The organism is Streptomyces sp. NPDC101191 (genome assembly GCF_044767915.1).
Lineage (GTDB): Bacteria > Actinomycetota > Actinomycetes > Streptomycetales > Streptomycetaceae > Streptomyces.
Genome location: NZ_JBIWOU010000001.1, coordinates 1,093,450 through 1,115,101 on the forward strand (window position 1 = coordinate 1,093,450; position 21,652 = coordinate 1,115,101).

Below are 21,652 nucleotides of genomic sequence, written 5' to 3' on the forward strand. Positions count from 1 at the left end.
TACGGAGGACGGCACCGTCCGCGCAGCGACACCGACCACCCGTCCGAAAGCACCTGATGAGCCGATAGCCTCGAAGGGTGAGTGGATTCGAACGGGGTACGGACGGCCCGAAGGTGATCGTCGCCGGGGTCGACGGCTCGGCCTCCTCGCTGCGCGCGGCGGCGTACGCGGCGGGCCTGGCGCGCCGGCAGAACGCCTTGCTCGCCCTCGTCTACGTACAGCCCGTGATGGCGGCGGGCGTCTCGCTCGGCGCGCCGGTCGCCGGCACGACGGAGGAGATCGCGGAGGGCCTGGTGGCCGAGATCCGGGAGGCCGCCGAGCGCGTGAAGGAGATCTTCCGGGTGCGCTGGGAGTTCCACACCTTCCGTGGCGACGCCTACGCGGGTCTGGTCTCGGCCGCCGACGAGCTGAAGGCGGACGCGGTGGTGGTGGGGGCCTCGGAGTCGGCCGGGCACCGGTTCGTGGGCTCGGTCGCGGTGCGCCTGGTGAAGGCGGGCCGCTGGCCGGTCACCGTGGTGCCGTAGAACCGGGCCCCCGGCCCAGGGGGGTCACTCCCCCATCATCAGGCCGTCGCGGGCGGCGCCCCGGCCCAGGACGACCCCGCGGACGGCGTCACGGGTCCCGCCGTACCGCGCCTCGCCCTTCTCGATCGCCTCATTGAGGTTCACCACCCGGCCGCGGGCGGTGTCGAAGAGCTGGGGCACGAACTCGGCCTTGGAGACCGTCCAGCGCCCGCCGGAACGGGTGGGCGGGGCGAAGGTGAAGCGGGCGAGGGTGCCCTGGTTGCCGCGGGGGTCGTGGGCGCCCTCGTAGTTGACCATGTCACCGGCGATCTGGTCGCCCATGCCGTAGACGATCCAGGTGCCGTTGACCTTCTCGTAGGCCTGCGGCACATGGGCGTGGGTGCCGATGATCAGGTCGATGTCGGGGCGGTTCCCGCTGTGCGAGGCGGTGAGCGCACGGCCGAGCGTGAGCTGGCGCCGGTCCGGGTCGGTCTGCCACTCGGTGCCCCAGTGGAGGGAGACGACCACGACGTCGGCACCGGCCTTCCGGGCCGCCCGGGCGTCGGCGAGGATCCGCTGCTCGTCGATCAGGTTGACGGCCCAGGGCTGTCCCTCGGGGAGCGGGTAGCCGTTGGTGCCGTAGGTGTAGGCGAGCTGCGCGACGGTCGCGGCGCCGGCCTTGAGGAGGGTGGGCCGGGCGGCCTCCTCGGCGGTACGGGCCGAGCCCGCGTGCCGGACGCCCGCCCTGTCGAGCGCGTCGAGGGTGCGGCGGAGCCCGCCGGCGCCGTCGTCGAGGGTGTGGTTGGAGGCGGTGGAGCAGGAGTCGTAGCCGGTCTCCCTGAGCGCGGCGGCGACCTCGGGCGGCGACTTGAAGGCCGGGTAGCCGGTGTAGGGGCCGCCGGCCTCGCCGTAGACGGTCTCCATGTGGCAGATGGCCAGATCGGCGCGGGAGACGACGGACCTGACGCCCGAGAGCATGGAGCGGAAGTCGTAGCCGGCGCCGCCCGAGTCGGCCGCGGCCTGCCGGATGACCGAGTCGTGCGGCAGGACGTCGCCGGAGGCCACGAGGGTGAAGGGGGCCGGTGCGGACGGACCTCCGGGGGCCGCGGGGCGCTCGGCGGAGCCGCTGCGGCCGGGCGTGGCGGCCGACCGGTCGGCGGCGTGCTCGGCGACGGCGCAGCCGGTGGCCGCGGTGAGCAGGACGACGGCGAAGGCCGCCGCGCCGGATCTGGTGCGTGGGGTCATCTGCCGGGCTCCGCTGATTCGTAGGATGAACATCTGTTCATGCGAATCCACAGGGGAGATAAGCGACAGTCAAGGGTCATTGCCGTATTCCGCGGGAAACCCCGCTGAATCGGACGCAGTGCTTCCGCATCGACCGTTCGCCGCACCATTCACCGCGCGGTGCGACCGTTCGTCGCAGAGCCTTGTCCGTTCCCTGTCCCTCGCCGATCGGATGCGTTCGGATGCGACACCATGACGACGGCACCGATGGCACCGACGACAGCGAGGGCGACCACCGACGAGCGGGCCCTGAAGCAACTCCAGCGGGAGCACGGCCAGGCCCTGCTCGCCTTCCTCCTGGGGCTCACCCAGGGCGACCGGCAGCGGGCGGAGGACCTCGCCCAGGAGACGCTGGTGCGCGCCTGGCTCCACCCCGAGGCCTTCGACTCCTCCTACGAGTCGATGCGCCCCTGGCTGTTCACGGTGGCCCGGCGGCTCGCCATCGACGCACGCCGCTCCCGGCTGTCGCGGCCCACCGAGATCGGCGACGGGATGCTGGCCTGCACCGCCGACCCCGCCGACACCACCGAGTCCGCGGACGCGGCCCTCGACGTCCGGGCGGCGGTCCGGGGGCTGAGCCCCGAGCACCGCGCCGTCCTCGTCCAGCTCTACTTCCGCGGCCTGACGGTCAACGAGGCCGCCGCCGACCTCGGCATCCCGGCCGGCACCGTCAAGTCCCGTTCGCACTACGCGCTGCGTCAGCTCGGCCACCGGCTCCCCGGCTACCGGCCCCGGCACCGCACGGGCGTTGCCCGGCCCCCGGCCGTCGCCCCACAATGACGCCCGTGACGCTGACTCTCATCGCCGCCGAAAAGATCCTCGCCGACAACTTCGCCCCCTGGGTGCTCGACCTGGGCCTCTCCGTGGCCTCCGTCGACGGCCACGAGGCCGTCCTCCGGCTCCCCTGGTCGGACCGGCTCGCCCGCGAGGGCGGCGGGCTCTCGGGGCAGGCGCTCATGGCCGCCGCCGACACCGCGACGGTCATCGCGGTGTCCGCCGCCCGCGGCGGCTTCGTCCCGATGACCACGGTCCAGCAGTCGATCAGCTTCCAGCGCGCCGTGCTCGGCTCGGACGTCCTGGTGCGGGCGCGGCTGACGAAGGCCGGCAAGCGGATGGCCTTCGCGGACATCACCATGACCGCCGAGGGCACGGAGGAGCCCGCGGCCCACGCGACGGCGGTCTACGCACTCCTCGGCTGATCCTCCCCCGTCTCCGACTTCACCGCTGTCACACGGCTCTCACCTGCACCGATGTGGCGGGGGCCGTGTCCGAAACCACTCGGGCGAGTTGAGCGAATGCGCCCCGCACGCGCCCTTCTCGGAGGAGGCTCGTCACCGGGGCCTTCGTTACGTGACGTCCGGGAGAAGGTGGAAACGGTGCTGCCCGAAAGCACGAACGGCGCCGGCGGAGGCGGGCTGGCCGTCCCCATGGACTGGCTGTGCGCCGAGTACGTGGCCGACGACGTGTTGCGGACCAGCGGGCTCGTCGCGCCCGGCTCGCTGGAGTTCCGGGCCGGGGTGCGGACCCTGTCCCTGACCGTCCTGCTGTCCGGCGCGGACCCGGCCGACTGGCTGCGCCGCACCGCCCACGACCACCCCTGGTCCGCCTGGGTCGGCGAACGGCTCGGCGCACCGGCCCCGGGCGCCCCGGGGCCGGACCTCGCGCTGGCCCGGGACACCTGGCGGCGGCTCCGGGCCACCGAGCTGCGCGCCGCCGACCTGGCCGGGCTCGCCGGGCTCACCGGTGTCGACGAGGACCGCCAGGTATGGCTGCCCGCATGGCAGGCCGGGGTCGCGCTGAGCCACCTCGCGCTGCAGCTGTGCTGAGGGCGGGAGGCTCCGTCAGGCCGTCCGGTGCACGCCCGGGCGGTACTTGGGGATCCGTACGGTCACCTTCATGCCCGCGCCGACGCCGGTCTCGATGACGAGGCCGTGTTCCGCCCCGTACACCTGCCGGAGCCGCTCGTCGACGTTGCAGAGACCCACGCCCGAGTCCGAGGGGCGCTCGCCCCGCAGGACGGCGCGGAGCAGCTCCGGGTCCATGCCGACCCCGTCGTCCTCGATGGTGACGACGGCCTCCGCGCCGGCGTCGCGGGCCGCGATGACGACCCGGCAGCCCTCGGCGGAGTCCTCCAGGCCGTGCTTGACCGCGTTCTCCACCAGCGGCTGCAGGCAGAGGAACGGCAGCGTCACCGGCAGCACCTCGGGCGCGATCCGCAGGGTCACCTGGAGCCGGTCGCCGAAGCGGGCTCCGGCGAGTGCCAGGTACTGCTCGATGGCGCGCAGTTCGTCGGCGAGCTGGGCGAACTCGCCGTGCCGCCGGAAGGAGTAGCGGGTGAAGTCCGCGAACTCCAGGAGCAGGTCGCGGGCCCGCCCAGGATCGGTGCGCACGAACGAGGCGATGGCGGCCAGGGAGTTGTAGACGAAGTGCGGTGAGATCTGGGCACGGAGGGCCCGTATCTCGGCCTCGACGATCCGGGTCCTGGAGCGGTCCAGCTCGGCCAGTTCGAGCTGGACGGACACCCAGCGGGCCACCTCGGTCGCCGCCCGCACCAGCACCGCCGACTCGCGCGAGCCGTAGGCGACGAGCGCGCCGAGCACCCCGTCCTCGCCCGTCAGCGGGGCGATCACCGCCCAGCCCAGCGGGCACTCGGGGTCGGCGCAGTCGCCGGGGCAGCCGGTGTGCACGGAGCGGCTGCGGCCCGAGGCGAGGGTCTCCGCGACGAGCTCCGTCACCGCCTCGCGGTGGTGCCCGTCGCCCGTGCCGTCCCAGGCGAGGACGGCGGTCCGGTCGGTGAGGCACAGCGCCTCGGTGCCGAGCAGGGAGCGCAGCCGGCCGGCCGCCCTGCCCGCGGTCTCCTCGGTGAGCCCCGCGCGCAGCGGAGGCGCGGCGAGCGAGGCGGTGTGCAGCGTGTGGAAGGTGGCCCGCTCGACGGGGGTCCCGAGGTCGAGGTCGGCGGCGCGGCGACCGCGCCGGGCGGTGCTCCGCCCGAGCACGAACCCGGCCGCGAGCAGGACGGCCCCGACGGCGGCCGCCGCGGCCGCCACGATGCCGCTCACCGCTCGCCCCCCAGCGCCTGGGCCTCGGGCCGCCCGCTGAACTCCTCCGGCAGATGCAGCCTTGCCAGGATCCCCGGCGTCCCGGCCGGGACGCTGCGCGGGGTGGCGAGGGACACCAGGATCATGCTGAGGAAACCGAGCGGCACCGACCACACGGCGGGCCAGGCGAGCAGGGTGTGCGGCCAGCCCCCGGGCGGCAGCCCGGCCCGGGTGACCATGACGGCGGTGAGCGCGGAGCCGCCGCCGAGCAGCAGCCCGGCGACCGCGCCGGGCGGGGTGAGCCGCCGCCACCAGATGCCGAGCACGAGCAGCGGGCAGAAGGAGGAGGCGGAGACCGCGAAGGCGAGGCCGACGGCGTCGGCGACCGGCACCTTGGAGGCGACGATCCCCGCGGTCAGCGGTACCGCGGTGGCGAGCAGCGTCGCGAGCCGGAAGTGCCGGACGCCCCGGGAGGGCAGCACGTCCTGGGTGAGGACCCCGGCGACCGACATGGTGAGACCGGACGCGGTCGACAGGAAGGCGGCGAAGGCGCCGCCCGCGAGGAGCGCCCCGAGCAGGTCGCCGAGGACCCCGCCGAGCAGCCGTTCCGGCAGGACGAGCACGGCCGCGTCCGCCGCGCCCGTCAGGGCGAGTTCGGGGGCGTAGATCCGGCCCAGGGCCCCGTACAACGGCGGCAGCAGGTAGAAGACGCCGACCAGGCCGAGGACGACCAGGGTGGTGCGGCGGGCGGCCCGGCCGTGCGGGCTCGTGTAGAAACGGACGGCGACGTGCGGCAGGCCCATGGTGCCGAGGAAGGTGGCGAGGATGAGCCCGTACGTGGCGTAGAGCTGGTGCCCGTCCCGGCCCCCGGCGAGGGGCTGCGACCAGCCGAGGGGGTCGGCTCCGCTCGACGCGCGCGTGGGCACCGGCGCGCCGGCGGGGAAGGCGAGCCGGGTGCCCTTCCCGACCCGGTGGGTGCCGGGCCGCAGGGTGACCGTGGCCCCTTCGTACGCCCGCTCGTCCACGCTCCCGGTGACGGTGAGCGTCAGCGGGGCGTCGACCTCGATCCGTACCGTGTCGGCGACCCGGACGGCCGTGTGGGACCGGAAGGCGGCCGGGGCGTCGAACCGGGCGCGCGGGGCGCCGTCCCCGTACCAGGCGGCGACCAGGAAGAACGCGGGGACCAGCAGCGCGGTGAGCTTGAGCCAGTACTGGAAGGCCTGCACGAAGGTGATGCTGCGCATGCCGCCGGCGGCGACGATGCCGGTGACGACGAGCGCGACGACGAGCCCGCCCAGCCAGTCCGGGGCGCCGGTGAGGATCTCCAGGGTCAGCCCGGCCCCCTGGAGTTGGGGCAGCAGATAGAGCCAGCCGATGCCGACGACGAAGAGGCTGGCGATCCGCCGGACCTCCGGGGACTCCAGCCGGGCCTCGGCGAAGTCGGAGAGGGTGTACGCGCCGGAGCGGCGCAGCGGCGCGGCGACCAGGAGCAGCAGCACGAGATAGCCGGCGGTGTAGCCGACCGGGTACCAGAGCATGTCGGGGCCCTGGACGAGGACGAGCCCGGCGATGCCGAGGAAGGAGGCGGCCGAGAGGTACTCGCCGCTGATGGCGGCGGCGTTGAGACGCGGGCCGACCGTGCGGGAGGCCACGTAGAAGTCCGAGGTGGTACGGGATATACGCAGGCCGAGTCCGCCGATGAGGACGGTGGCGAGGACGACGGCGGTGACGGCGGCGACCGCGTAACTGTGGTTCATGCCCCGGGGGTCACCGCTCGACGAGGCCGGTGAAGTCGCGCTCGTTCCGCTCGGCACGCCGGACGTACCAGTGGGCGATGCCCCAGACCACCGGGTGGACACCGACGCCGAGCACCGCCCACACGGCGGCCTCGGGCGCGGGCAGCGCGAGCAGCAGCGGCAGGGGGCCCACGAGCAGGACGAGCGCGCCGAGACCGGTCAGCGCGGCGCGCAGCTGGCTGCGCATCAGGGAGCGCACGTAGGTGTGGCCCAGGGTGGTCTGCTCGCTGATCTCCGAGCGGGCGGGCGCGTGATGGGGACGGGGCCGGGGTACGGACCCGGCGCCCACGGCCGAGGCGTGCGTGACGGTCTCGCGCCGGGGCCGGCGCGGGGGGTCCCCCCGGCCGGCGGCCGGGGGAGGGTGGTGCTCGGACATCGGCGTCCGCTCTCTCACGGTCTGGTGGGCCCGTGGAGTGTAAGCGGAAGCGGTCGGGGGCGGGTAGGGGCCGGCCTAAGGGACGTCCTGTCGATCAGGCCGGCGCATGAGGAGGTCCCGCAGGTCGCGGGCGTGCCGACGGGACACCGCGAGCTCGGCGTCGCCGACGCGCACGGAGGTCGCGCCGCCGTCGAGGCGCAGTTCGTCGATCCGGCCGAGGGCCACCAGATGGCTGCGGTGGATGCGGACGAACCCGCGGGCGGCCCACCGCTCTTCGAGGGCGGACAGCGGGATGCGGACCAGATGGCTGCCGTGGTCGGTGTGCAGGCGGGCGTAGTCGCCGTGCGCCTCGACGTACGCGATGTCGTCGACGGACACGAAGCGTGTGACGCCGCCGAGTTCGACCGGGATCTGTTCGGGCGCGGGCGTCTGCGCGGTGGCGTGCACCAGGTCGTGGGCGCGGCGGACGGCCTCGGCGAGGCGTTCGCGGCGCACGGGCTTGAGGACGTAGTCGACGGCCTCCAGGTCGAAGGCCTGGACGGCGAAGCCCTCGTGGGCGGTGACGAAGACGATGAGCGGGGGGCGGGCGAAGCCGCCGAGCAGCCGGGCCAGGTCGAGTCCGCTCAGGCCGGGCATGTGGATGTCGAGGAAGACCACGTCGATGCCGTCGTCGCCGTCGGGCCCGCCCTCCAGGGCGCGCCCGATCCTGCGCAGCGCCTCGGTGGCGTCGCCGGCGCCCTCGGCGGTGCGGACCCGCGGGTCGGCCCGCAGCAGGTAGAGGAGTTCCCCGAGGGCCGGCGCCTCGTCGTCGACGGCCAGTACGCGCAGCATGCGCGGGAGTCTATTTCAGGGAGCCCGGAGACCGTCCCGGAAGTCCGGCCGGCTATTTGAGGAACTTGGACGTGCGCCGGTCGGCGAGCGGCTTGCCCCCGGTCTGGCAGGTGGGGCAGTACTGGAGGGAGGAGTCGGCGAAGGAGACCTCCCGGACGGTGTCCCCGCAGACCGGGCAGGCCTCGCCCGTGCGGCCGTGGACGCGGAGCCCGCTCTTCTTCTCGGCCTTGAGCTTGCCGGCGGCGAGTCCGTGGGAGCGTTCGACGGCCTCGGCGAGGGTCGTGCGCATCGCCGTGTAGAGGGCGGCGGTCTCCTCGGGGGTGAGGTTCTGCGTGGGTTTGAACGGCGACATCCTGGCGGCGTGCAGGATCTCGTCGCTGTAGGCGTTGCCGATGCCCGCGATGAGGCTCTGGTCGCGCAGGGCGCCCTTGATCTGGCGCCGTTCGCCCGCGAGCAGGGCGCGGAACGCGGCGAGGTCGAAGTCCGGGGCGAGCGGGTCGGGCCCGAGGCGTGCCACGCCGGGCACCTCGGCGGGGTCGTGGACGAGGTGCACGGCGAGGCGCTTGGTGGTGCCGGCCTCGGTGAGGTCGAATCCGTCGCCCTCGGTGAGCGCGGTCCGCAGTGCCAGCGGCCCCTTCCCCGGCTTCGGGAAGCCGGAGGGCAGCACGTCCTTCCACTGCAGCCAGCCGGCCCGGGCGAGGTGGGTGACCAGGTGCAGCTCCCCGGCCGTGCCCTCGGTGGCGATGTCGAGGAACTTGCCGTGCCGGGCGACCCCGGTCACCCGGGCGCCGTCGAGCGCGCTCAGCGGCGGGTCGTAGGTCTTGAGCACGCTGATCGCGACCGGCAGCACGCGGGCGATCTCCTTGCCCACGAGGTGGGCGTCGAGGAACTCGCGGAGCGCCTCGACCTCGGGCAGTTCGGGCATGTCCCCACCCTGCCGCACGGGCGGGACGGGCGCGCGTCAGGGCGCCCCCGGCCGCACCGGGAGCGACCTGGAGGGCGCCGGGGACTTCTCCCGGGCCGAGGTGGGCCGGCGGGTCGACGCGGACGAGGCCCGCCGCCCTGTCCGAGCGCCCTCTGCTCCGCGAGGCCCGGAGGGAGGAGAACCGTCGTGGCCTCGTCGCCTCCGTGAGCCCACGAGAGAGCACACCCGTCGTAGCCCCGTCGCCTCCGAGAGAGCCGCCCTGTCGTAGCCCCCGCTCATCCGCGAGGTCCCGAAGGGAGGACACCCGTCAGAGCCCCGTCTCCTCCGTCACGAACTCGCACCACACGCACTTGCCGCTGCCGCGCGGCTCCACGCCCCACAGGTCGGAGAGGCGCTCGACGAGCAGCAGGCCGCGGCCCGAGACGCCCGAATCGCCGGCCTCGCGGCGGCGCGGGAGGGCGCTGGAGCGGTCCTCGACCTCGACGCGGAGGCGGCGGTCAGGGCCGGTGAGCATCCGCAGGGTCACGATCGCGCCGCCGTCGGTGTGCATCAGGGCGTTGGTCGTCAGCTCGTCCGCGACCAGCTCGATCTCGTCGGACCGTCCGCCCGCGCCCCAGGCCCGTACCGCGGCCCGGATCATGTGCCGGGCGGAGCTGAGCGCCTCGGGGTCGTTCTGGCCCACGTGCTGCTGGAGGCGGCCGCCGGCCTGCGGGGCCTGGGTGCCCTCGCGGCGCAGCAGCAGGACCGCCACGTCGTCCTCGCCGCCGCGCTCGTCGACGACGTCGCAGAGGTGGTCGGCGAGCAGGGAGAGATCGCGCGGGCCGCGTTTGACCAGCGAGGAGAGCCACTGGAGGCCTTCGTCGAGGTCGGCGCCCGGCTTCTCGACGAGCCCGTCGGTGTACAGGAGCAGGGTGTGGCCGGGGTCGAGCTCGGCGGTGGTGACCGGGTAGTCGAGCCGCCCGAACTCGGCGGAGAGCCCGAGCGGGAGGCCGCCGTCGACGGGCAGCCGGTGCGCGGTGCCGTCGGGGTCCTGGACGAGCGGGTCGACGTGGCCCGCGCGGACGATCTGGACGAGTCCGGTGGCGGGGTCGGCCTCGGCGTACGTGCAGGTGGCGAAGCGGTCCGTGTCGAGTTCGTGCAGGAAGACGGAGGCGCGGGCCATCACGGTGGCGGGGGTGTGGCCCTCGGCCGCGTAGGCGCGCAGCACGATCCGCAGCTGGCCCATGACGGCGGCGGCGTGGGTGTCGTGGCCCTGGACGTCGCCGATGACGGCGCCGACCCGGCCGCCGGGCAGCGGGATGACGTCGTACCAGTCGCCGCCGATGTCCCGCCCCAACCGGGCCGAGCGGTAGCGGACGGCTATCTGGGCGCCGGGCACGTCCGGGATGCGCCGGGGCAGCATCGCCTGCTGGAGGCCCTCGGCGAGGTCGTGCTCCTGCTCGTAGAGCATGGCGCGCTGCAGGCTCTGGGCGATGGAGCTGCCGAGGGCGACGAGCAGGTTGCGTTCGTCGGCGCTGAACCCGGTCCGGTCGCTGTAGAGCAGCCCGAGCGCGCCGATGGGACGGGCCTGGGCGATCAGCGGCAGGTAGGCGGCGGAGGTGACGCCGAGGCCGCTGATGTGCGGCCACAGGACCGGGTAGGAGGCGGCGAAGTCCTCCGGCGACTCGATGAACCGGGGGCGCAGGGTGCGGACGACCTCGCTCATCGGGTACGGCTCGTCCACCCGGGTGAACCGGGTGCCGGGCACGAAGGCGCCGTCGGGCCCCTCGGCCACCAGGTGGATGCGGCCGGCCTCCAGGAGACCCATCACGAGGCTGGCCGCGCCGAAGTGCTCCAGGCCCTGGGAGTCGTTGAGCAGGTCGATGATGTCCTGGACGGTGCGGGCGTGGGCGAGGGCCGCCGTCATGCCCTCGACGACGCTCGTGCGCTGTCGGCGCCCCTCGTCGAGGCCGAGCCGTGCGGCGGACTCGGTGAGTTCCTCGGAGGCGTCGCGGACGATGCCGATGATGCGGTACGGGCGCCCGTTCTCGTCGCGCCGGACGACGCCTTGGGTGTGGGTCCAGCGCTGGATCCCGGCGCGCGTGCGGATGCGGAAGTAGGCGCCGTAGCGCTCGCTGCCGTCCTTCAGGGCCTGGGCGACCAGGGAGTCGAGGCGGCGGCCCTCGTCGGGCAGGACGCGCGAGCCGAGGGTCGCCGGGTCGCCGTCGTAGGTGTCGGGGTCCATGTCGAACACGCGCAAGGCGCCCTCGTCCATGGTCATCCGACCGGTGAGCAGGTCCCAGTCGAAGCTGCCCATCCCGAATTCCTGGCCGAAGTCATGAAGAAAACAGCAGGTCGGCCCCGCCGGACCCGCCTCGCAGCGGCACTGCTCGGCCGCCTCCCCGCCCCGTCTGCCCGCGCTCATGGGGCCACGCTAGGCCTCGGGCCGCCCGTGCGCACGGCGAAGATCGGAACAGCTTCGCAACAACGTGCGGGCGGAGCGGCCGGGCGAGGGCACGCGGCGGTCAGCCCTCGAAGGTCTCGGGCTGCTGCGGGGCGGTCTCGGCCGGGAGCAGGTCCTCGAAGGAGGGCGGCGGCTCGGCGGTGGGGTACTCCCCGGGACCGTCCGGCCCGACCGGCGCGTCGGGCGGGGGCACGGGCAGGCCGCCGTCGGGCGTGTCGGGGGCGGGGGCGTCGGGGGACGGCGGGTCGGGCGCGGGACCGGTCGGGGAATCGTCGGGCGCCGGAGGGACCTGCTGCGGCCGGGGCGGGGGCGCGACGGGGTCATTGGGCGACGTGGGCTGTCGCGGCGTCGTCTCGTCCGGCGCGGGCGGCGGCGGGGCGGTGACGACGTCGCAGGTGGCGGGGTCGCAGGGGGGCGGGACGTCGGGCTTGCGGTCCTGGGCGCCCGTGGTGCCGGTGCGCCGCTCGATCCAGCTGTTGTCGGCGGTGTTCACGATGACCAGGCTCGTGACGACCGTCGTGGTCGGCGTGATGGCGACGACCCGGTCCGGGCGGTAGCCGGCCCAGGCCTGTCCCGCGTGCGCGGCGCCGGGGGCGGCGGCCGGGGAGCGCAGCGGGTTCCCGCAGACGCAGCGGACGCGCGGGGCGCCGTACTGGTCGACGAGGACGGCCGTGCCCGTCTGGAGGACGGACTGGAAGACGGTGGCGTGGCCGTCGCTGAAGCCGTGGCTGGTGACGCGGGTGTCGGTGCGCAGGACCACGGGGGTGAGGCCGTGCAGCCAGCCGGCGATGTTGCTCTCGGGGATGCCGGCGGACTCGGCGAAGGCGCGGGCCCGGGCCGGGTCGGCGGTGAGGAAGGCGACCTGCCGCTCGACGTCGCAGCTGGCGACGGAGCGGGTGCCGCCGTAGAGGCCGGGGGTGGCTCCGGTGAGGGCCCGTCCGGCGGGCGCGGGATCGCCGACGCCGGTGGCGGGCGGTGCGCTCGCATTCCCGGGGGCGCCCTCCTGCGCGGTGGAGGCGGTGAAGGGGGCGGGTCCGGGGGCGCCGGCGGGCTGGAGCAGCACTTCGCGGACGGGGGCCGCGGCGGCGCTCTGCTCCGCGCCGGGTTCGCCGGGCTCGCCGGCGGCGCAGCCCGCGAGGAGCATCGCCGAGGCCAGTGCGGTGAGGGTGAGCGCGCCGGGTCGTGCGTGCGGGCGTCGCGCGGCCTCCGGTCGGGTGGGCCGTCGTCTGGTTGCGTCGCGCACTGCGTCTCCCGCCTGTTCGCCCCTGATCGTTCCTTCATGTCTGCCGCAGGGGCCGGGGGGTCGCAATCCGTGCGCGTCCATCCGGCGAGGAGGCATTCACCACCCCACCCTTGAACGTGTTCAAGGGTGGGTCTACGCTCACTCCACAATATCTTGAACATGTTCAAGAGAGGGTGTCCGTGCCGTGTCCGTACTCGTGGGACTGATCGTGCTCCTGGGGATGCTGGTCGTCGTCCCGGCCGGGCTCCGGCTGGTCGACGGGCCCCAGCCGCCCGGCCTGCGCCTCCTGCGGCGCGCCTGGCCGCTCCTCGCCGTCCCCGGGGCCCTCTCGCTCTGGCTGCCCCGCTCGCCGTACGCCGCCGCCCTGGCCGGGGTGTACGCCCTGGCCACCCTGGCGCTCGCCCTGCACGCCCCGGTCCGGCTGGCCCTCACGAGGTCCCTGGCCCCCGCCGAGATCGCGGTGCTCACCGCGCTCGCGACGCCCTCGGTCGCCGGACTCGCCCTGGTCGCGGAACGCGCCGGGCGCCGGCTGTTCGGCTTCGAGCTCGACATCCTCGCCCTCACCGTGCCGCACTTCCACTTCGCGGGCTTCACCGCCGCCCTGGTCGCCGGACTCGTCTGCCGTACGGCCGAGGGCCGCGCGACCCGCTTCGCCGCACTCAGCGTCCCGCTCGGCACCCGGCTCGTCCTGCTCGGCTACTTCGTCGACGACTGGGCCGAACTGGCCGGGGCGCTGGTGCTCACCGCCGGCATGTGGGCCGTCGCCCTCACCACCTGGCGCGAGCTGCGCACCACGGCCCCCGATCCGGCCACCCGCGCCCTGCTCGGGATCTCGGCGGCCGTCCTGCTCGCCACCATGCTGCTCGCGCTCAGCTGGGCACTCGGCGAGGCCACCGGCCTCCCGCACCCCAGCCTGACCTGGATGGCCGCGACCCACGGTCTCGGCAACGCCCTCGGCTTCGCGCTCTGCTCGCTGCTCGCCTGGCGCCGCCTGCGGCCCGCCCCGGCGGCCGCACCCCGCCCCGAGCACCGCGGCCCCCTCAGCCGTGACCCCGGCCGTCCCCGTACCCCTGCTCCTTCCCGTGCCCCTGCTCCTCCCCGAACCCCCGCCCGCCCCCGCACCGCCCGCGCCACCGTCGCACCGGCCGCGGCCCTCGCCCACCGAACGGAGCTCCCGGCATGACCCGTCTCATCCGCAGCCTCTCGGACGCCCCCGCCACCGGACCGAACTATCCCGAGGTCGGTGCCACCGGCACCCGGCCGCTGCCCGACGGCTACCACCACCTCCACCACAGCGTCCGGATCGGCCACGGCGAGGCCGCCTACGCGGCCGCCGGCACCGCCGTCACCACCTTTGCCATGCACCGCGCGACGGGCGCCCGGGTGACCGGCACCGCGGAGCGCGCCGAGCCGGGCGTCACCGTGGAGATCTCGGTCGGACTCGGCCCGGTCCGCCTCGCCGCGCCCTGCCAGGTGATCTGGACGACCTCCACGGACCGCAGCACCGGCTTCGCGTACGGGACCCTCGCCGGACACCCCGAGTGCGGCGAGGAGTCGTTCGTGGTCGACCTGCGCGAGGACGGCTCGGTCTGGTTCACGGTCACCGCCTTCAGCCGCGCCGCCGCCTGGTACACCCGGCTCGGCGGTCCGGTCGTCCGCGCCCTGCAGCTCGCCTACGCCCGCATGCTCGGCCGCAGGCTGGCGGGTCTCGCCTCCGGCCGATGAGAGTTACGCTCCTTCTGTACTCATCCGTGCACCCGCTAAGGAGGCGGCCATGAGCAGCCCGTACGACGAGTACACGAACCCCTCGCAGGCCGAGGGCGAGCGCCTCGACGAGGACATGGACGTGCAGCAGAAGGCCCACGTCCACCCGCAGGTCACCCGCACCACCCCCTCCCAGGCGGAGGGCGAGCGGTCGGCGGACGAGGAAGCGTAGAGGCGCCGGCCACCCCCTCCCGACGACGGCCCCCGCCGACAGCCGCCGCTGATCACCGGTGCCGGACGCGATGGAGTGGTTCACCGCCCCCGACTACTGGCTGAGCCGCATCGTCTTCCAACGGGGGCTCGCCGGGCTGTACCTCGTCGCGTTCCTGTCCGCCGCGCTGCAGTTCCGCGCGCTCATCGGCGAGCGCGGCATGCTGCCGGTACCGGAGTACGTGCGCCTCGTGCCCGCCCGGCGGGCGCCCAGTCTGTTCCAGTGGCACTACTCCGACCGGCTCTTCGCCACCGTCGCCTGGGGCGGCGCCGGTCTCGCCCTCGCGATGGCGGCCGGCGCGGGCGACGCGGTGCCGCTGCCGGTGTCGATGCTGCTGTGGCTGCTGCTGTGGGGGCTGTACCTGTCGATCGTGAACGTCGGGCAGACCTGGTACGCGTTCGGCTGGGAGTCGCTCCTCCTGGAGACCGGCTTCCTCGCCGTCCTCCTCGGCAACGACGACACCGGCCCGCCCGTCCTGGTCCTGTTCCTGCTGCGCTGGCTGCTGTTCCGGGTCGAGTTCGGCGCCGGACTGATCAAGATCCGCGGTGACCGGTGCTGGCGGGACCTGACCTGCCTCTACCACCACCACGAGACCCAGCCGATGCCCGGTCCGCTGAGCTGGTTCTTCCACCGGCTGCCGAAGCCGCTGCACAAGGTCGAGTGCGCCGCCAACCACGTCGTCCAGCTCGGCGTGCCCGTCCTGCTCTTCACCCCGCAGCCGGTCGCGACGGTCGCGGCGGGGCTGATGATCGTCACGCAGCTGTGGCTGGTGCTCTCCGGCAACTTCGCGTGGCTGAACTGGCTGACCATCGTCCTCGCGCTCTCGGCGCTGGACGGCTCGCTCCTCACCGACGCCCGTCCCCGGCCCGGGGCACCGCTCTGGTACGTGGTCGTGGTGTGCGCCGCGACCGTCCTGATCCTCGTCCAGAGCCGGCACCCGGTGCGCAACCTGTTCTCGCGGCGGCAGGCGATGAACCGCTCCTTCGACCCGCTCCACCTGGTCAACACCTACGGCGCGTTCGGCACCGTCGGCCGCGTCAGGGACGAGATCGCCGTCGAGGGCACGGACGACCCGGAACCGGACGAGAACACGGTGTGGCGGGAGTACGGCTTCAAGGGCAAGCCGGGTGACCCGCGCCGGATGCCGAGGCAGTTCGCTCCCTACCACCTGCGGCTCGACTGGCTGATGTGGTTCGCGGCGCTCTCCCCCGGCTACGCCCGCGACTGGTTCAGTCCCTTCGTCGAGCGGCTGCTGGCCGGGGACCGGGACACCCTGCGGCTGCTGCGCCACAACCCGTTCCCGGACGCGCCACCGACCCACGTGCGGGCCCGGCTCTACCGCTACCGCTTCACGACCTGGCGCGAGCTGCGGGAGACCGGGGCGTGGTGGCACCGGACCCTGCGGCGGGAGTTCATGCCGCCGGTACGGCTGCGCGAGCCCGCCGAACGCCGCTGAGTGCGGCCGGGCGCCGCCGGGTCACCGTTCCCTCCGCCATGAGGCAACCGCGTCGCCCCGGGCGGGCACCTGCCGCCCCGCACCCCGGCCACCCCGGGCACACCCCCGGCCGCCCCGGGCACGCTCGTGCCCCCGGCCGTGGGGTCGGCCGGGGGCACGGGGCGAAGCGACGGGTTCCGGCTCAGTCGATGCCGGGCAGGATGTGCGGCTCCGCGAGGTCGTCCTCGTAGCCGGCGAGGCGAATCGGGGCCGAACGCGCCCACACTTCGAGGCTTCCCAGCTCTCCGGACCGGCGCGTCCGCTCGGTCGGTTCGGCGGGATCCTTCTCCTGCTTGGTCAATTCTGGTGTCACCGCGCACTCCTCTGTGTCGCGTACCGATGGGGACAAGGGGGCCGTTCGGTCGCGGTGGCGCCGTTCTCCGGGCGGGACCGCGGCCTTGGTGGCAGGCCAGTCCCCGACCGGCCGGGGGGTTCGGTGGAACCCCGGTGGCCGGCCATGTGCATCAGATTAACCAGATGAGCGCGTCAGCGCTCTATGGGGCGCAAAAGTGTGACGCGATCGAGTGACGTTGGCCCGTTTGCCGAGGTCAACGCCCGATCATCGATCAAAATCGACGGCTCGGAAGCACCTTCCGAGCCGCACGCGAATCACCAGTTTCCGGGCGCGTAGTCCTTCATGAACACGCCGTACAGGTCCTCGCCCTGCTCGCCTCGCACGATCGGATCGTAGACCCGGGCCGCACCGTCGACCAGGTCGAGCGGGGCGTGGAAGCCCTCCTCGGCGAGCCGCAGCTTGTCGAAGTGCGGACGCTCGTCGGTGATCCAGCCGGTGTCCACGGAGGTCATGAGGATGCCGTCGGTCTGGAACATCTCCTGGGCGCTGGTCCGCGTCACCATGTTGATCGCGGCCTTCGCCGCGTTGGTGTTCGGGTGCCCGGCGCCCTTGTAGCCGCGGCCGAAGACGCCTTCCATCGCGGAGACGTTCACGACGTACGCGCGCTTGCTCGCGGCCTTCGCGGCGGCGTCGGCCATCGACGGGCGCAGCTTGCTGATCAGGATGAACGGCGCCGTGTAGTTGCACAGCTGGGTCTCGAGGAGCTCCACCGGCGAGATCTGCTCGATGGTCTGCACCCAGGTGTTGCTGTCGACGACGTCCGGCACCAGGCCGCCCGCGTCGATGGCGGTGCCGGCGTGGTGGCGCTCGATGCTGGCGTTGCCCGCGACGAGGGCGAGGTCGGCGACCGCTTGCGCGTCGAGCCCGCTCACGCCGACCGGCAGCGCGGCCGGTCCGCCGAGCTCGCCGACGGCGCCGGAGTTGAAGGCACCGATGACGTGGTGCGCGGGGAGCTCGCCGAAGGGCAGCGGGGCGCTCTCGCCCTCGACCAGGGCGGCGTACGCGGAGGGCAGCCGGCGTACGGTCTGCGTCGCGTTGTTCACCAGGATGTCCAGCGGCCCGGCCTCGGCGACCTGGTCGGCGAGGGCCACGGCCTGTGCCGGGTCACGCAGGTCGATGCCGACGACCTCCAGGCGGTGCATCCAGTCCGCCGAGTCCTCCATCGCCTTGAAGCGGCGGATGGCGTCCTTGGGGAAGCGGGTAGTGATGGTGGTGTGCGCGCCGTCGCGGAGCAGCCGCAGCGCGATGTACATGCCGATCTTGGCGCGGCCGCCGGTGAGCAGGGCGCGCTTCCCGGCGAGGTCGGCGCGGGCGTCGCGCTTGGCGCGGTTCTCCGCGGCACAGCCCTGGCAGAGCTGGTGGTAGAAGTAGTCGACCTCGACGTACCGCTGCTTGCAGACGTAGCAGGAGCGGGGACGCTGGAGTATGCCCGCGATCCGGCCGGCCTCGGTGACCGAGGAGGGCAGGATGCCCTCGGTCTCGTCGTCGATGCGCTGCGCGGAGCCGGTCGCGGTCGCCTCGGTGACCGCCTTGTCGTTGGCGGTCTTGGCGGCGCGGCGCTCCTGGCGCCGGCGCTGCTTCACGGTCCGGTAGATGCCGGCGGTGGCGCGGCGGACGGCAATCGCGTCCGGGTGGTCGACCTCCATCCGGTCGAGCTCGTCGAGCACGCTCAGACAGACGGCCAGGCGCTCGGGGTCGATGCCCGGCCCGTACTCCTGGGTCTCTTCAGTCACCGTCATGCCGTCGTCGTTCCTCGATCGCTCGTGCCGTCGCATCTGCGCGGCGTTTCCGGAGGTTCCAAAGACGCAACTTTACGGAGCGAAGGGCCGCCGCTCCAAACCCTTGCGGGGAGGGTGGTCGAACACACAGTCGCCGCACAGACCGCCGGAGGGGCAGCGGTAGTAGAGGCAGCAGCTGGTACGACGCAGGGCGGGCCCCCGGACGGTGCCGGCCAGGTCGGGGTGGTCGAACAGGCCCTCGGCGAGGGCGGTGGCGCGCCGGGCGGCCTCGGGGCGGTCGTGGGCGCGGGCCCACCGGAGGAGTTCGCGGAGCGCTCCGGCGAGCGCGGAGCCGGCGTTGCCCCAGAGCAGCCGGGGGGAGATGCGTCCGTCCCGGGCGAAGGCGGCGTGCAGCGGGACGAGGTGGCCCTCGTGGACGGCGGCGCGGAGCTCGGCCACGGTGCCCGGGCGGGTGGCGCTGCCGGACCACCACAGGTCGTCGGGCGAGGTGAGCGCGCCGTCCCAGTGCAGGGTGCCGGGAGTCAGGTCGGGGAAGCGTCCGTGCAGGGCGGCGGGCCCGAGGGCGGTGGACCAGAGCCGGGCGGCGAGCCCGAGGTGGGCGACGGAGGCGCCGACGCGCCGCTCGGGGGTGCCGAGGCGGGCGGCGACCCGGTCGACGCGTGCGGCGAGCGGGGTGTCGTCCCGTTCCGCGTACAGCTCCGCGAGGGGCCGGTGGGCGCCGGCGTCCGGCGGGGGCGGGCTGGTGCGCAGCGCGAAGAAGCCGCCGACCTGTGCGCTTTCGTCGAGATCCACGGCCGCATCCTTCCATCCGGCGAAATGCGGGCCAATGTGGACCGGGTCGCCCGCCGACTGGCTCGGGATGCGGGCCCTTTCGCAGGGACCCGTCGCGCGTGCCCGCTTCGTCCGGGACACCGGAAAGGTCGCGTTCCACCCGTCCTGACCTGCGAGGGCGTACGTCTCCCGAGGTACGCGGGAGCTGCGTACTCCATCCGCGGTACTTCCGATCGCGTTCCCAGGTACGACGACGTGAAGGCCCGGAAGAGAGATCGTGGAGTTATGAGCCCCCTCGTGCTGTCCGTGCTCCTCTCCCTGGTCTCCGCGGTCGCCTACGCTGCCGCGGCGATCGTGCAGGAGCGGGTCGCCGCCTCGCCCGCCGGCCCGCGCTACGCGCCCCTGCGCCGACCGGCGTGGTGGGGCGCCGTGCTGCTCAGCGGCGTCGGTGCGGCCCTGCACGTCGTGGCGCTCGCCTACGGTCCGCTCAGCCTGGTGCAGCCGCTCGGCGCCCTCACCATCGTGTTCGCGCTGCCCATGGCGGCGCTGCTCGTCGGCCGCCGGGCCGGCCGCGCGGCCTGGTGGGGGGCCGTGATGGCGACCGCGGGCCTGGCCGGGCTGCTCAGCCTCACCGGCGGCACGGGCGCCCAGTCCCTCGCCGCCGACGAACGGCGGCTGCTCGCGATCGGGGCCTTCGGCCTCGTGGCCCTGCTCTTCGCGGCGGCGCACGTGGTGCGGCGCTCCGTGCTGCGCGCCGTGATCCTGGCGGCGGCGGCCGGCGTCGCCTTCGGCATCGCCTCGGTCTTCACCAAGACGGTGGCCGTCGGCTTCACGCCGGACACGCCGCTCGCCCAGTGGCCGAGCCTGCTGGTGCTCTCGGCGCTCGCGATCACCGGGCTGCTGCTCTCCCAGGCCTCCTACCGGGGCGCGGGCCTCGCCGCGCCGCTGGCCACGGTCACCGTGGTCAATCCGGTGATCGCCGCGGCCGTCGGCCTCACACTGTTCGGCGAATCCTTCCGCTACGGGACGGCCGGCGCCGTCGCCGCGGCGATCTGCGGCGCGGTGGCGGCGGGCGGCCTGGTCCGGCTGACCCTCGACCGCATGACGACGCCCGAGGACTCGCCGGCGGTGTCAGATCGACACTCCCCTGGCCCGGAGGTACGCCAACGGGTCGATGTCGGAGCCGTACCCGGGACCCGTGCGGATCTCGAAATGGAGATGCGGTCCCGAACTGTTGCCGGTCGATCCTGACCGCGCGATCCGCTGCCCGGCACCGACCCGCTGCCCCTCGCGCACGCTGAGCGCGGAGAGGTGCGCGTACTGGCTGTAGCGCCCGTCCTCGTGCCGGACGACGACCTGGTACCCGTACGCGCCGCCCCACCCGGCGGACACGACCCGCCCGGCGGCCACGGCACGTACGGAGGTGCCGGTGGGGACGGGGAAGTCGATGCCCGTGTGATAGCCGCTGGACCACGAGGAGCCGGCCACGCGGTAGCGGGTGCCGATGTCGGTGTCGGCGACGGGCGAGGCGAAGTGCGCCGCGGGCCGGGCCGGCTTGTGGACGGGCTTGGCCGGGGCCGGCTTGTGGGCGGGCTTCGCCGGGGCGGGCTTGTGGGCGGGCTTCGCCGGGGCGGGCTTGTGGGCGGGCTTCGGCACGGGCCGGCCCGCCGCGGGCCGGCCGGCCGGCGTGGCGGCCGGGGGCTTGGCGACCGACGGCCTGGGCGCGGGCTTGGCGGCCACGGGCTTGGTGACGGGCTTGGCGGGCGCCTTCGCGGCGGGCCCCGGCTGCGTGGGCCGGGCGGGCCGGGTGGAGGGCTTCGGCTTGGTGTGCGGAGCCGCGTCGGGCCGCGCCGGGGCCTTCGGGGGCGCCGCGGGGGCCGTCATCCGCAGGGTGAGCCGCTGACCGGGGTGGATCAGGTCGGGGTCGTCGCCGACGACGGCGCGATTGCGCTCGTAGAGCTTCTGCCAGCCGCCTCGGACGTGCTCGTCGCGGGCGATCTCGGAGAGGGTGTCGCCGGGCGTGACCGTGTACATCTCACGGACGGTCGGCACGGTGGTCGGGCTCGCGGGCTTCCTCGGCTCGGCCGGCCGGTTCGCGTGGGTCCGCTGGGCCGGTAACGCGACGCCCTGGAGCGGGCGCGTGCGCTCGGTCTGCGGGGCGATGCCGGGGGCGGGGCCGCCCCGTTCGAGCCCGGCGCGCGGCGCGCAGGCGGGCCAGGCCCCGGGGCCCTGCCCCTTGAGGACGCGTTCGGCGACGGCGATCTGCTGGTCCTTGGAGGCCAGATCGGCGCGCGGCGCGAAGTGCGTACCGCCGTACGCCTCCCAGGTGGACTGCGTGAACTGCAGCCCGCCGAAGTAGCCGTTGCCGGTGTTGATCTGCCAGTTGGACGAGGATTCGCAGGACGCGAGCTTGTCCCAGACGTCGAGCGAGGCGGCCTGCGCCGCGCCCGCGCCGATCAGCGGCAGGGCCATGCCGGCGCCGCCGGCGGTGACGGTGACGGTGAGCGAGGCACGGTTGATCCGGCTCGGCTGGACCCGACGGTGTTTCCCGCGTACGGCCATGAGCCCCCCTTGAACGCATCGGCAGTCGCCCACGGTAAGGGCGGGCCACCGTGCGTGACAAGGGCTTCGGGCCGATCCCGCGCCTCTTCCGTCACACCCCGGCGGGACCCGGCTGCGGCTGCGGCTCGGGTTCCGGCACAGGAGCGGGAGGGGGCGACGGGACCGGGCCGGGCGGAGGCACCGGCGGGGGCACCGGCCCCGGCGTGGGCGGGGGCAGCGGATCCGGGATCGGGGGCTGGGTCATGGCGGACTCCGATCTGAGGGGAGGACACGGGTTCGGCACCAGCGTCTCCCCGTCCGCCTGCCCCCGCGATCG

The 21,652-nt window shown here is 74.4% G+C and carries 20 protein-coding genes and 1 pseudogene; 9 read left to right on the plus strand and 12 right to left on the minus strand.

Annotation, left to right across the window (positions count from 1 at the left end; all coding sequences use genetic code 11):
* Window positions 1–77 precede the first annotated feature (77 nt).
* Window positions 78–524, plus strand: coding sequence for a universal stress protein (locus ACIRQF_RS04860; protein ID WP_382478115.1), 447 nt, complete (start codon window positions 78–80; stop codon window positions 522–524).
* Between the two features lie 24 nt (window positions 525–548).
* On the opposite strand, the gene ACIRQF_RS04865 is transcribed toward ACIRQF_RS04860, so the two are convergent.
* Window positions 549–1,748: a CapA family protein gene (locus ACIRQF_RS04865; protein WP_404088874.1), complete on the minus strand. Its 1,200-nt coding sequence runs from the start codon at window positions 1,746–1,748 to the stop codon at window positions 549–551.
* Window positions 1,749–1,979: 231 nt separating this feature from the next.
* Between ACIRQF_RS04865 and ACIRQF_RS04870 the strand changes: the two genes are divergently transcribed.
* The 3 genes from ACIRQF_RS04870 (at window position 1,980) to ACIRQF_RS04880 (ending at window position 3,613) form a co-directional block, all read left to right on the plus strand.
* A complete protein-coding gene (locus tag ACIRQF_RS04870) occupies window positions 1,980–2,567 on the plus strand; it encodes a sigma-70 family RNA polymerase sigma factor (protein WP_404088876.1) in 588 nt (195 codons plus the stop codon).
* Between the two features lie 5 nt (window positions 2,568–2,572).
* Window positions 2,573–2,986, plus strand: a complete 414-nt coding sequence (locus ACIRQF_RS04875) for a PaaI family thioesterase (protein ID WP_404088878.1) — start codon at window positions 2,573–2,575, stop codon at window positions 2,984–2,986.
* A gap of 177 nt (window positions 2,987–3,163) precedes the next feature.
* The gene (locus tag ACIRQF_RS04880) at window positions 3,164–3,613 is read left to right on the plus strand and encodes a hypothetical protein (RefSeq protein ID WP_376630804.1); all 450 of its coding nucleotides are present in this window, start codon (window positions 3,164–3,166) and stop codon (window positions 3,611–3,613) included.
* 15 nt (window positions 3,614–3,628) lie between these two features.
* Here the strand turns inward: ACIRQF_RS04880 and ACIRQF_RS04885 are convergent, their stop codons facing one another.
* From ACIRQF_RS04885 to ACIRQF_RS04915, 7 genes are all read right to left on the minus strand, one after another.
* The gene (locus ACIRQF_RS04885) at window positions 3,629–4,846 is read right to left on the minus strand and encodes a sensor histidine kinase (RefSeq protein ID WP_404088881.1); all 1,218 of its coding nucleotides are present in this window, start codon (window positions 4,844–4,846) and stop codon (window positions 3,629–3,631) included.
* A complete protein-coding gene (locus ACIRQF_RS04890) occupies window positions 4,843–6,582 on the minus strand; it encodes a cation acetate symporter (RefSeq protein WP_404088883.1) in 1,740 nt (579 codons plus the stop codon). The genes ACIRQF_RS04885 and ACIRQF_RS04890 overlap by 4 nt, the downstream gene beginning before the upstream one ends.
* Before the next feature lie 10 nt (window positions 6,583–6,592).
* Window positions 6,593–6,997 (minus strand): hypothetical protein, encoded by a 405-nt coding sequence (locus ACIRQF_RS04895; protein ID WP_382478124.1) that lies wholly within the window; start codon window positions 6,995–6,997, stop codon window positions 6,593–6,595.
* 75 nt (window positions 6,998–7,072) lie between these two features.
* Entirely contained in the window at window positions 7,073–7,828 is a 756-nt protein-coding gene (locus ACIRQF_RS04900) for a LytR/AlgR family response regulator transcription factor (protein ID WP_404088885.1), read from the minus strand.
* A gap of 52 nt (window positions 7,829–7,880) precedes the next feature.
* Complete coding sequence (locus ACIRQF_RS04905) at window positions 7,881–8,753, minus strand: Fpg/Nei family DNA glycosylase (RefSeq protein WP_389750359.1); 873 nt, start codon at window positions 8,751–8,753, stop codon at window positions 7,881–7,883.
* A gap of 307 nt (window positions 8,754–9,060) precedes the next feature.
* A complete protein-coding gene (locus tag ACIRQF_RS04910; protein ID WP_382478494.1) occupies window positions 9,061–11,049 on the minus strand; it encodes a SpoIIE family protein phosphatase in 1,989 nt (662 codons plus the stop codon).
* Window positions 11,050–11,257: 208 nt separating this feature from the next.
* Window positions 11,258–12,439, minus strand: a complete 1,182-nt coding sequence (locus ACIRQF_RS04915; protein ID WP_404088888.1) for a DUF6777 domain-containing protein — start codon at window positions 12,437–12,439, stop codon at window positions 11,258–11,260.
* Window positions 12,440–12,623: 184 nt separating this feature from the next.
* Here ACIRQF_RS04915 and ACIRQF_RS04920 point away from each other — a divergent pair.
* The 4 genes and pseudogenes from ACIRQF_RS04920 to ACIRQF_RS04935 form a co-directional block, all read left to right on the plus strand.
* Window positions 12,624–13,436 (plus strand): annotated as a pseudogene (locus ACIRQF_RS04920) (YndJ family protein); the annotation flags it as partial.
* Between the two features lie 182 nt (window positions 13,437–13,618).
* On the plus strand, window positions 13,619–14,164 hold the full coding sequence (locus ACIRQF_RS04925; protein WP_404088890.1) for a DUF1990 family protein: 546 nt from the start codon (window positions 13,619–13,621) through the stop codon (window positions 14,162–14,164).
* A 49-nt stretch (window positions 14,165–14,213) separates the two neighbouring features.
* Window positions 14,214–14,375, plus strand: a complete 162-nt coding sequence (locus ACIRQF_RS04930; RefSeq protein ID WP_376630819.1) for a hypothetical protein — start codon at window positions 14,214–14,216, stop codon at window positions 14,373–14,375.
* Window positions 14,376–14,445: 70 nt separating this feature from the next.
* The gene (locus ACIRQF_RS04935) at window positions 14,446–15,870 is read left to right on the plus strand and encodes a lipase maturation factor family protein (protein ID WP_404088892.1); all 1,425 of its coding nucleotides are present in this window, start codon (window positions 14,446–14,448) and stop codon (window positions 15,868–15,870) included.
* Between the two features lie 181 nt (window positions 15,871–16,051).
* Here ACIRQF_RS04935 and ACIRQF_RS04940 read toward each other — a convergent pair whose 3' ends face one another.
* From ACIRQF_RS04940 to ACIRQF_RS04950, 3 genes are all read right to left on the minus strand, one after another.
* Complete coding sequence (locus ACIRQF_RS04940) at window positions 16,052–16,222, minus strand: hypothetical protein (protein ID WP_376630822.1); 171 nt, start codon at window positions 16,220–16,222, stop codon at window positions 16,052–16,054.
* 296 nt (window positions 16,223–16,518) lie between these two features.
* Window positions 16,519–18,003, minus strand: coding sequence for an SDR family NAD(P)-dependent oxidoreductase (locus tag ACIRQF_RS04945; RefSeq protein WP_382478138.1), 1,485 nt, complete (start codon window positions 18,001–18,003; stop codon window positions 16,519–16,521).
* A 72-nt stretch (window positions 18,004–18,075) separates the two neighbouring features.
* Entirely contained in the window at window positions 18,076–18,795 is a 720-nt protein-coding gene (locus tag ACIRQF_RS04950) for an IucA/IucC family C-terminal-domain containing protein (protein ID WP_404088895.1), read from the minus strand.
* 264 nt (window positions 18,796–19,059) lie between these two features.
* Between ACIRQF_RS04950 and ACIRQF_RS04955 the strand changes: the two genes are divergently transcribed.
* Window positions 19,060–20,025 (plus strand): DMT family transporter, encoded by a 966-nt coding sequence (locus ACIRQF_RS04955; RefSeq protein ID WP_404088897.1) that lies wholly within the window; start codon window positions 19,060–19,062, stop codon window positions 20,023–20,025.
* Here the strand turns inward: ACIRQF_RS04955 and ACIRQF_RS04960 are convergent.
* Complete coding sequence (locus tag ACIRQF_RS04960) at window positions 19,906–21,336, minus strand: transglycosylase family protein (RefSeq protein ID WP_404088899.1); 1,431 nt, start codon at window positions 21,334–21,336, stop codon at window positions 19,906–19,908. The genes ACIRQF_RS04955 and ACIRQF_RS04960 overlap by 120 nt on opposite strands.
* Between the last annotated feature and the right edge of the window lie 316 nt (window positions 21,337–21,652).